Source organism: candidate division WOR-3 bacterium (assembly GCA_016867815.1).
Taxonomy (GTDB): domain Bacteria; phylum Hydrothermota; class Tepidihabitantia; order Tepidihabitantales; family Tepidihabitantaceae; genus UBA2258.
Window position 1 is genome coordinate 1 of sequence record VGIR01000100.1, and the last position, 9743, is coordinate 9743.

The window sequence follows — 9743 nt, forward strand, 5'->3', positions numbered from 1 at the left end:
GCGCCAGGGATTGACCAGCGCATACTCCTGCTCCCGGCGCTCGACCTTGACGCGCTGGTTGATCGTCAGGTAACATCAATCGTAGCAGCAATGCGCAAAGGGGGTCACGATGTGCCCGGGCCGGCCCGGCTGGTTGCGTCGCCCGATTGACCTCGTCAGTGGTTTCGGCTATTGTCATTCTCGATCACCCACAAGGAGACAAGATGCGAATTCCGGTCCTTCTGTTTGCCCTGTTTGCCGTAGCCCTGGCCATGCCTCCGCGGCCCGGAGTGCTTGAAAGCCGGGGCGCGCCACTGCCGGTCTTTCCGCCCGGCGTAGAAGTGGCCGGACCCAACCGGCTGAGGGATGTAACCAACCTCGAGACCGTCACGATCCTGATGCAGTTCCCCGACAACAAGGCCGACACGCTGGCGCGCTCGCCGGCCCGGTTCGACTCGATGCTCTATTCGACCGGAGTCTACAACGGTCTAGAATACCGTGCAGGCAGCCTGAACGACTACTTCCTCGAGTGCTCGTACGGCAACTATCACGTGCGCGGCGGAATCGCCGGAGACCGTTGGTTCATGTCATCCTACAACTACTCCCGCTACTATGACGGTAACTACCTGCTCTCTACCGGCGATCAGCTAGCCGAAGAGAACATGGCGCAGATCGATGCCTACGTTGACTTCAGTGAATTCGACCTGAACAACGACAACCACATCGACGCGATGTTCATGGTCCACGCCGGGGCCGACGGCTCGGACAACGGCGACGTCAACTGCCTCTGGTCCCACGCCATACCCTACTTCAACTACCAGACCAATGACGGTGTGACGATCGACGGCGTCACCAACGTGCCGGAGTTCGCGATGGTCACCGAAGCCAAAGACACGACGATGTGCTGCATCGCGGTGATGTGCCACGAACTTGGGCACCTTGTCGGTCTCCCCGACCTGTACACCGGCAGCCGCAACGACTGGGGCCCGGGATACTGGAGCTTGATGTCGTACGGCGCGTGGGGCGCGGGCGGTAACACGCCGTGGAGTCCCTCCCACCCCGATGCGTGGTGTCTCAACGAAGCCGGGTTCGTCACCCCCACAGTCGTGACGACCAACCTGTACAATGTCCGCATCCCACCGGTCATCGACGAACCGGTCGTGTACAAAGCGTGGCGCGGCGGTACTGACCGCGATACCTGCTTCTACCTCGAAAACCGCCAGAAGAAGGGATTCGACTCCCCGCTGCCCGGCGCCGGCCTCGCCATCTGGCACATTGACCCGTCTCGCAGCGGCATGTGGAACGTGGTAGACCTCGAAGAAGACTCGACCTTCCACCTCGACCACGGGTTCGGATACCGGCCCGACCCCCATGTCTACCACCAGGAGATGGGCGACACGTCCGACGTGCTGCCGGGCATCTGGAACCGGGTGGTTTTTGACTCGGCCAGCAAACCGTCGAGCCGCGACCGCAGCAACCGCTCGACCGGGGTCTGCATCAGGAACATCCGCGAGTCCGGCGACACCATAATCTGTGATATCATCGTGAAACCTGAATCGGTCGGCATCGCTCAACTCCCGACTCCCCACTCCCCACTCACGCCTCCTCAGGCCTCCCCCAACCCCTTTTCACTCGAGGTCTACCTGTCCGGTCTGCCGGCCCGTGCCGATGCCCGCGTCTACTCGGCCGGCGGGACGCTTGTCTGGAACGCTCAGGTGTCGGCTGCTGGAAGTCTGAGTTGGTCCGGTCGAAACCAGTCCGGCGCCCGACTTCCGGAGGGCATCTACCTCGTGCAGTTGAACGGGACCTCAACTCTGCCTGTCAAGGTCGTGCTCAAACGCTAGCCGCGACAGAAGCCGAGGAAGGACGCTGCTTCTCCTTCCTGATGCCGGACTTCTGAGTTCTGACTCCGCCCGGGCTGGTGTCCGTCTTGACTTTGCTGGATGCCACCCTATCCTTTGCCCCTTAGTCAGTCATTGGGGGATCGTCTAACTGGCAGGACAGCTGGCTCTGGACCAGCCGGTTGGGGTTCAAATCCCTATCCCCCAGTTTCCACTGACCTGGCGCCACCCGGCTACGGGTGGCGTCGCGGTTTCCGGACCTCCGAGCTCGCCGCACCTTGGCCCGGTAAGCAGTCGTCACACCCCAGGCGTCCGGCGCGTGCGCAGTAGAAACACCTGACGGGAAACAAGCCGGGAATCGGCCGGCTACTGGTCGCCAGAGGGGCTGAGCCGCAACCTGCCGGTCGCAACGAACCAGTCGATAGTGTCCTTCACCGTATCGGCCAGGGCGCGCGGCGCGTATCCCAGTTCGCGCGCCGCCTTGGAGCGGTCCATCAGGCAATTGGAACGCAGGACTCGTAGCGAGTAGCTGGTGAATCTCGGCCTGGCCCGCCGCAGCCGGTAGTACAGCGGTGCGAACGAGGCAGCGAGACGAGCCAGCCAGAATGGGAGCCTGCGGGCCCGGGCCCTGACGCCCGTGACCCGCTCGAGCAGAAAGAGCAGGTCTCTCACCGAAATCCGCTCACCGGACAGGATGTAGCTCTCACCGCTTCGGCCTCTCTCGGCAGCCAGCAGCAACCCGGTGACCACATCCCGGACATCCACGAAGTCGTATGCCCCGTCGACATACGCGGACAGACGCCCGCGGGCGAAGTCCATGAAGAGATGTCCCATCTCCGAGAGCCGGAAGTCGTACGGTCCGACAATGCCGGAAGGAAAGGCGATGACCGCATCCAGTCCCTGCTCGATGGTCTTCCGGACCTCGATGCTGGCGCGAGCCTTGGAGCGGGCGTAGTCGCCGTCCAGCGCCTCGGGACGGAAGTCCGTTGTCTCACAGACTGGAACTCCGGGGGGCGGTTCCTCGAGGGCGTGGACTGAACTGGTGTAGACCAGCCGGCGCACGCCCGCCTTCAGGCAGGCCTGCGCCGCGTTTCGTGCCCCGAGCACGTTCACCTCCTGCAGCAGCTTCGACTGGCCGCCGGATATCGTTATGATGCCGGCAAGGTGATAGACCAGGTCCGCACCGGCAAAAGCCGCAACCAGGGAATGGAAGTCCCGTACGTCGGAGCGCACGACCTCGACATCGAGCCCGGCAATCGCCTCGGTTGTCTCGGAAGGGTGAACGACAGCCCGTACCATCCGCCCGCGGCGCACCAGCTCCCGGACCAGGACGTTGCCGACATGGCCGGTCGCTCCGGTTACGACGTTTACCGACCGGGAGGATACGGGCTCAGTGCTACCAGCAGCTATGTTGACAGTTTACTATATTAATCATTGCCTGTCAACATAAGCAAAGAAGGATGGACGCGGAGACCGTATGGCGGCTGCTACTGCGCCCGAGTTGAGTCCCGCTGACCTTCCGAGAGTCCCATGGCCATCTGCTCGAGGGTCTCGATGAACACCTTCAGGTCTTCTCGCCGGACCCGGCGCATCATCTGGGCCAGCCCCTGTCGCTGCACTTTCGCCAGGCCGCGCGCCACGGTCTGGCCCTTCGCAGTCAGGCGCACGAGCACGACCCGGCGGTCCTCTACCCCATGCTCGCGCTCAATCAGCCCCTTCCTCACCAGCCGGTCAACCAGTCCCGAAGCGTTGGCCTTGGTCAGGCCCAGGAACCGGGCCAGGTCGTTCATCCGCGATTCCCGCTGCATCATCAGGGCCTGCAGAATCATCGCCTGAGAGAAAGAGAACTCCTGCCCGAACGCCTCGATGGAAGTCAGCAGCCGCAGCCCGCGCACGAGGATCGGGCTCAGCCACTCGAGCTTGGAAAGGTAGAACTTCTCTCTGTTCATGACTGGTATGATTATGTAGGCGAACCGGGCTTTGTCAATGACCTGCCTACCGAACTTGTTTCCGTCTCCCTCCACAGCCGTGAGTGCGAGGCGCACGGCAACGGCGAGGGATTTCGCCCGGGTCTATTGACTCCGCTTCCCTGGCCGCTAGTATAGCCAATCATGAAAGAAGACGGCGTCGTCAAAGAGATACCCCACAAGTCCGAGAACTTCTCCGAGTGGTACACCGCGGTCGTCCTCAAGGCCGAGCTGGCCGACTACGCGCCGGTGCGCGGCTGCATGGTCATCCGGCCGTACGGCTACGCGCTCTGGGAGAACATGCAGGCCAGGCTCGATAAGCGCATCAAGGACACCGGCCACGTCAACGCCTACTTTCCGACCCTCATCCCGGAGAGCTTCCTGACCAAGGAAGCCGAGCACGTGAAGGGGTTCTCGCCCCAGGTAGCATGGGTAACGCACGGCGGCGACGAGAAGCTGACCGAACGGCTGGCGCTCAGGCCCACCAGCGAGGCCATCATCAACACGATGTACTCGAAGTGGGTGAAGAGCTACCGCGACCTGCCGGTACTCATCAACCAGTGGTGCAACATCTTCCGCTGGGAGAAGGCGACCCGCCTGTTCCTGCGCACCCTCGAGTTCCTCTGGCAGGAAGGCCACACGCTCCATCGCACCCGCGACGAGGCCCAAGTTGAAACGCTGAAGATACTCGACCTCTATGTTGACTTTGTGGAGAACGACCTCGCCCTGCCCGTGCTCGCCGGCGCCAAGCCCGAGTCCGAGAAGTTTCCCGGCGCGGTCGACACCTATTCCATCGAGGCGCTGATGCCCGACGGACAGGCCCTGCAGGCGGGCACGTCGCACCTCCTGGGCCAGCACTTCTCCGAGGCGTTCGACATCAAGTACCTGGACGAGGACAACACCGAAAAGCACCCCTGGGGCACGTCCTGGGGAGTCTCAACCCGGCTCATTGGCGGGCTCATCATGACCCATGGCGACGACAAGGGTCTGTTCATGCCGCCGCGCGTCGCTCCCTTTCAGGCGGTCATCGTTCCGATTCTCTTCGGCAAGAACGACGAGGCGGTGCTCGCCAAGTGCCGCGAGACCAAGGCGCAACTGGCAGACTACCGGGTGCAACTCGACGACCGCACCACCCAGACCGCGGGCTGGAAGTACAATGAGTATGAGATGCGCGGCGTGCCGGTCCGCATCGAAATCGGCCCCAAGGACGTGGCCAAGGAGCAGTGTGTGCTGGTGCCGCGTGACGGCTCAGGCAAGCGGTTCGTGCCGCTGGCCGGACTGCCCGAGACGCTGGGCAAGCTGCTGGACGAGATTCAGGCCGGGATGCTGGCGCGCGCCCGCGACTTCGCGGCTTCGCGCACTTCGGACGCCGCGACCGTGGACGAGTTCAAGGGTGCGCTGGAAGCAAAGCCGGGCTACGTCCGCGTCCACTGGTGCAAGTCGCAGGAGTGCGAGAACGCACTGATCGAGGCAACCAAGACCACTCCGCGCAACATGCCGGCGGACGACCAGGGAAGACCGGGCAAGTGCATCGTCTGCGGCAAGGACTCAGACACGGTCATCTACTACGCCCGGACGTACTGACCTCGGTCCGCCCGTCAGCAACCAGGCGCATTCACCCGCATCGCCGGCCCCTACATCACGGCGTGTGACCAGGAACCAAGATGCTGAGTGCTAGCGGACGGTGATGAGGTCCCGGATCGACTCGAACTTCTTCGGCCCGATGCCCTTGACGTCCTGAATCTCTGCGGGCGAATCGAAGCGTCCTACCGTCTCGCGGAACTGGATGATCCGCTCCGCCGTCCTGGGACCGATACCAGGCAGCGTCTGCAGCAACTCGGAGCTGGCGGTGTTGATGTTCACGAGACCGCCGGTCTGCCGGCGGACCAGGCCGGGCGTTGCCGGGTATAGCCTGACGGGCGGGACGCGCGGCAGTGTTTCCTGGGCGGCCGCGAAGGAAATCCAGAGGTCGGTCAGACTCTGCGGCACCCGCCTGCCCGTGACCGGAACTGCTGCCCGCTCCAGCCACTGTTCGGTTGTGGCGACTCGGTAGGTTCCGGGCAACCGGTTCCTGACGCGAACACGGCCCACTTGCGAGGCTTCCGGCCAGACTGCGGTGTCGCCTGTAACGAAGTAGTCGGCGCCGGCCAGCAACGGCGCGGGCTCGTGTGGACCGATCTTCTCCGGTACCACCAGCCGCGCCAGCATGGTGTCGTCCATTGAAACCAGACGCACGGCTCGGCGATAGGGCGCCGCGCCAAACAGCGACCCGCGGTTGAGAGGACCTGCACCGAGCCCGGCTTCGATCTCGTAGGCGGGCAAGACCGCGATATCCGCCTTCGCCTGGCGCCGCACCGCCTCTGCAACCAGCGTGCCGAGTTGCAGCAACCCGGCGCTGTCCGGCAGGTACTCTACCGCGTTCAGACAGAGAGACGAGTCCTCGACTGCCCGGTCAAGTCCGCGCAGCCACGCCCCGGCCGACGAGCTGTCCCTGTCAGATCCGGGATCAACGTTCATCTGACGAACCTCCGTCTGGTAGATTGTCCGCTCGGTCTTGTTGAACAGCAAGTCGACAATCCCCAGCCGCTGACCGAAGGCAGCTGCTGTCACTACCGGGGTCATCTCTGCCCCGGCCATGCGGTTCTCGACTGCCCCAGTGCTGCCGCAGCAGACGACAAGGTCTATCTCTCTGAAGCTGTCGGCGATTGCGCAGCCATCCTCAGTGCTGAGGTGCCCGACGGCGATGACGACGTCCGCGCTCTCGGCGAGCGCCAGCGGCAGGTACCGGCGCATCTGACTGGCCGGGTCATCGACTACCCAACCACCGACGTCTTCGCGCAGGTTCAGCCGTGGTATGGACGGATCGGTGATCCCGATCACCGCCAGCTTCACTCCCATGATGTCTCTTACCAGGTACGGGCGGAAGAGCGGGGTCCGTCTTCGGAGTGCGACGTCAAGCGTTGGATCGGTGAGAATCGGGAACCTGGCCGTCCTGGCCAAGATCTCGAAGTTCGCAGCCCCGCCGGTGAAGTCTCTCGGACCAGGCACGGCGGCGTCGTATCCGGCCGCGTTCATGAATTCGACCGCGGCCCGGCCCTGAGAGCTGTCGCCTGCAGGTGAACCGAACCCGAAATCGCCGCAGTCAAGCAGAAGCGTCGCGTCGGTCCGCTCCTTCCCGATGAGCCGCAGTAGGTTGTCCCAGCCGCCGAGCAGCCGACGCGGCAGGCCCGCCGAGGCGAAATCGGCACTCGGCGTGCTCCGGCCGTGGAGGTCACCCGTGTAGAGAATCCTCAGGGCCTGGAAGTCCGAACGGGATGGAGGCGCGGCACAGACCAGCGCGAGCAAGAGACCCAGCACGCTCGTAATATAGCCGCTGCCCGCCTCGAATCAAGCCCGCACCGAGCTTGACACTCAGAAGGAGTGCTCTAGAATCCCGGCGTGGATATCTTCGACAAATGTAGAGAGTTCGCTAAGATCGTACAGCAGGCCAAAGACAACGACTATTACCCCTATTTCACACCGATAAGCTCGGAGCCTGACCGGCGGGTGATCATCCATGGCCGGGAACTCCTGATGATGGGCTCGAACAACTACCTGGGACTGACCACCCACCCGCAGGTGAAAGAGGCCGCAATTGCCGCGATCCGGAAGTACGGCAGCGGCTGCACAGGCTCGCGTTTCGGAAACGGCACCCTGGACATCCACGTCGAACTGGAAGAGAAGCTCGCCGCCTTCTACAATAGGGCCGAATGCGTGGTCTTCTCGACCGGCTACTCGGCCAACCTGGGTGCGATCTCGGCGCTGGTCCGGCGCGGCGACGTCGCCATCACCGACCGGCTCGACCATGCCTCAATCGTAGACGGATGCCAGATGTCGTATGGGACAGTGAAGCGCTTTGTCCACAACGACATGCACTCGCTCGAGCACGTCCTGACGACCGCCCACGCCGACGCCGGCAAGATCATCGTCGTCGACGGAGTCTTTTCAGTCGAAGGCGACCTCGCCCCGCTCGACCAGATGGTTCCGCTTGCCCACAAACACGGGGCGCGTTTGATGGTCGACGAGGCCCACGCCGTAGGAGTGATGGGCAAGAACGGGCGCGGCACGGCCGAGCACTTCGGGGTCGAGGACAAGGTCGACCTGATCATGGGCACCTTCTCCAAGACATTCGCCTCGATCGGCGGCTATGTCGTCGGCGACTCGGAAGAGATGTCGTTCATCCGCCACCAGGCACGTACCGTCCTCTTCTCTGCCGCCATCCCGGCCGCGGCGACGGCCACGGTCATCGAGACTCTCCGGCTCCTCCAGGCCGAACCCGAGCGCCGCGAGCATCTCTGGAAGAACACCCGCCGGATGAGTTCCGGCCTGCGCGCGATGGGTTACAACCTGGGGACCTCGGTGACTCCCATCATGCCCATGCACATCGGTGACGACGTCCGGACCATGACCTTCTGGCGGGGGCTATACGACGCCGGCATCTTCACGAACGCCTTCGTCCCGCCCGGCGTCCCGCCCGGACGTTCGCTCATACGGACTGCAGTCATGGCGACGCACACCGACGCGGACATGGATGAAGCTCTCGAGAAGTTCGAGAAGGTTGGCCGAAAGTGCGGAATCATAGCCTAGGTCGTGGTTAGGGTCCAACCGGTCGGATCCGGCGCGGACCTCGACCGGTTCGTCAAGCTGCCTTTCCGGCTGTACCGCAACGACCCGAACTGGGTCCCGCCGCTCATCTCCGACACCAAGCGCACCCTCACGCCCGGCCGCAACCCTTTCTGGAACCACGCTGAACGTGACCTCTTTCTGGCCATGCGCGACGGTACGGTCGTCGGCCGCATCGCCGCCATCGTCGACCGCAACCACAACGACTACCACCGGTCAAAGCTCGCGTTCTTCGGCCATTTCGAAGCCGAGGACGACCAGGAGGTCGCCGGTGCGCTTTTCGCCGCCGTCGACGACTTCGCCCGGGCCCGGGGACTGACCGACGTCTATGGACCAGCGAACCCTTCGCTCAACGACGAAGTGGCGATGCTGATTGAGCCATTCGACTCACCCCCGATGGTGAAGTCGTCATACAACCCGGCGTACTACCCCAGACTCGTCGAGGCGGCCGGGTTCACGAAAGTGAAGGACTTCTACGCGTTCTCGATGGAAACGGACCAGCCCATCCCCGAGAAGTACGAGCGGATTGTCAAGGCGCTCCGTGCCCGTCCGGAGATAGAAATCCGGCATCCCGACCTCAAGAACTTCAAGCCCGCCCTGGACCTGGTGAAGCAGGTCTACAACGACGCCTGGTCGAAGAACTGGGACTTCTCCCCGATGTCGGACGAGGAGATGGAAGACCTGGCCCGGCAACTCAAGCCGCTGCTGGTACCAGACTTCATCTCGATGGTAATGTACAACGGAGAGATTGCGGCGATGAGCATCGGCCTGCCCGACTACAACCAGGTACTAAAGAAGATGAATGGCCGGCTCTTCCCGTTCGGCTGGCTCACGTTCCTGACCGGACGCCGTCACATCAACCAGGGGCGGCTCTGGACACTGGGTGTGATGCACAAGTTCCGGCACCAGGGCTTCGATGCCCTGCTGTACTACGACTCACTGCTGGCCGCCCGCAAACACGGATACAAGCGCGGCGAGTTATCCATGATCCTTGAGGACAACCTCCCCATCATCCGCCCCATCACGAACCTCGGCGCCCGGATCTGCAAGACCTACCGCGTGTTCCAGCGGCCGGTCTAGCTACTTCGGCGTCAGCGTCCGGATCACGGCCTCAGTCTGGGACAAGGCGTCCAGCTTCGGCTTCCCGGGATGGTAGACCAGTCCGTCGGCCATGTAGAACCGGCCCCGGAAATTGAACGAGTAGTTGACAAACGGCCCGCCGATCACGTCGCGGTCATTCCTCCAGATTCCGGAGAGCCGGACGCAGGGCCCGGCCAGGAAAGCGATCGTCTCA

The 9743-nt window shown here is 63.3% G+C and carries 8 protein-coding genes and 1 tRNA gene; 5 read left to right on the top strand and 4 right to left on the bottom strand.

Annotation, left to right across the window (positions count from 1 at the left end):
* Positions 1-203 precede the first annotated feature (203 nt).
* Both FJY68_12025 and FJY68_12030 read left to right on the top strand, forming a co-directional pair.
* A complete protein-coding gene (locus FJY68_12025) occupies positions 204-1823 on the top strand; it encodes a M6 family metalloprotease domain-containing protein (GenBank protein ID MBM3332553.1) in 1620 nt (539 codons plus the stop codon).
* 133 nt (positions 1824-1956) lie between these two features.
* Positions 1957-2028, top strand: a tRNA-Gln gene (locus FJY68_12030).
* A gap of 158 nt (positions 2029-2186) precedes the next feature.
* Here the strand turns inward: FJY68_12030 and FJY68_12035 are convergent.
* Together FJY68_12035 and FJY68_12040 are read right to left on the bottom strand one after the other, a co-directional pair.
* Entirely contained in the window at positions 2187-3230 is a 1044-nt protein-coding gene (locus FJY68_12035; protein ID MBM3332554.1) for an SDR family oxidoreductase, read from the bottom strand.
* Between the two features lie 77 nt (positions 3231-3307).
* The gene (locus tag FJY68_12040; protein ID MBM3332555.1) at positions 3308-3769 is read right to left on the bottom strand and encodes a winged helix DNA-binding protein; all 462 of its coding nucleotides are present in this window, start codon (positions 3767-3769) and stop codon (positions 3308-3310) included.
* A 162-nt stretch (positions 3770-3931) separates the two neighbouring features.
* Between FJY68_12040 and FJY68_12045 the strand changes: the two genes are divergently transcribed.
* Positions 3932-5371: a proline--tRNA ligase gene (locus tag FJY68_12045; protein ID MBM3332556.1), complete on the top strand. Its 1440-nt coding sequence runs from the start codon at positions 3932-3934 to the stop codon at positions 5369-5371.
* Between the two features lie 90 nt (positions 5372-5461).
* On the opposite strand, the gene FJY68_12050 is transcribed toward FJY68_12045, so the two are convergent.
* A complete protein-coding gene (locus FJY68_12050; protein ID MBM3332557.1) occupies positions 5462-7144 on the bottom strand; it encodes a transposase in 1683 nt (560 codons plus the stop codon).
* 81 nt (positions 7145-7225) lie between these two features.
* On the opposite strand from FJY68_12050, the gene FJY68_12055 reads away from it, so the two are divergent.
* Together FJY68_12055 and FJY68_12060 are read left to right on the top strand one after the other, a co-directional pair.
* On the top strand, positions 7226-8413 hold the full coding sequence (locus tag FJY68_12055) for a pyridoxal phosphate-dependent aminotransferase family protein (GenBank protein MBM3332558.1): 1188 nt from the start codon (positions 7226-7228) through the stop codon (positions 8411-8413).
* Positions 8414-8416: 3 nt separating this feature from the next.
* Positions 8417-9529 carry a hypothetical protein gene (locus FJY68_12060; GenBank protein ID MBM3332559.1) on the top strand — a complete coding sequence of 371 codons (1113 nt, stop codon included), beginning with the start codon at positions 8417-8419 and terminating at the stop codon, positions 9527-9529.
* Here FJY68_12060 and FJY68_12065 read toward each other — a convergent pair.
* On the bottom strand, positions 9530-9743 hold a 214-nt coding region (locus FJY68_12065), incomplete at its 5' end, for a DUF4837 family protein (protein ID MBM3332560.1).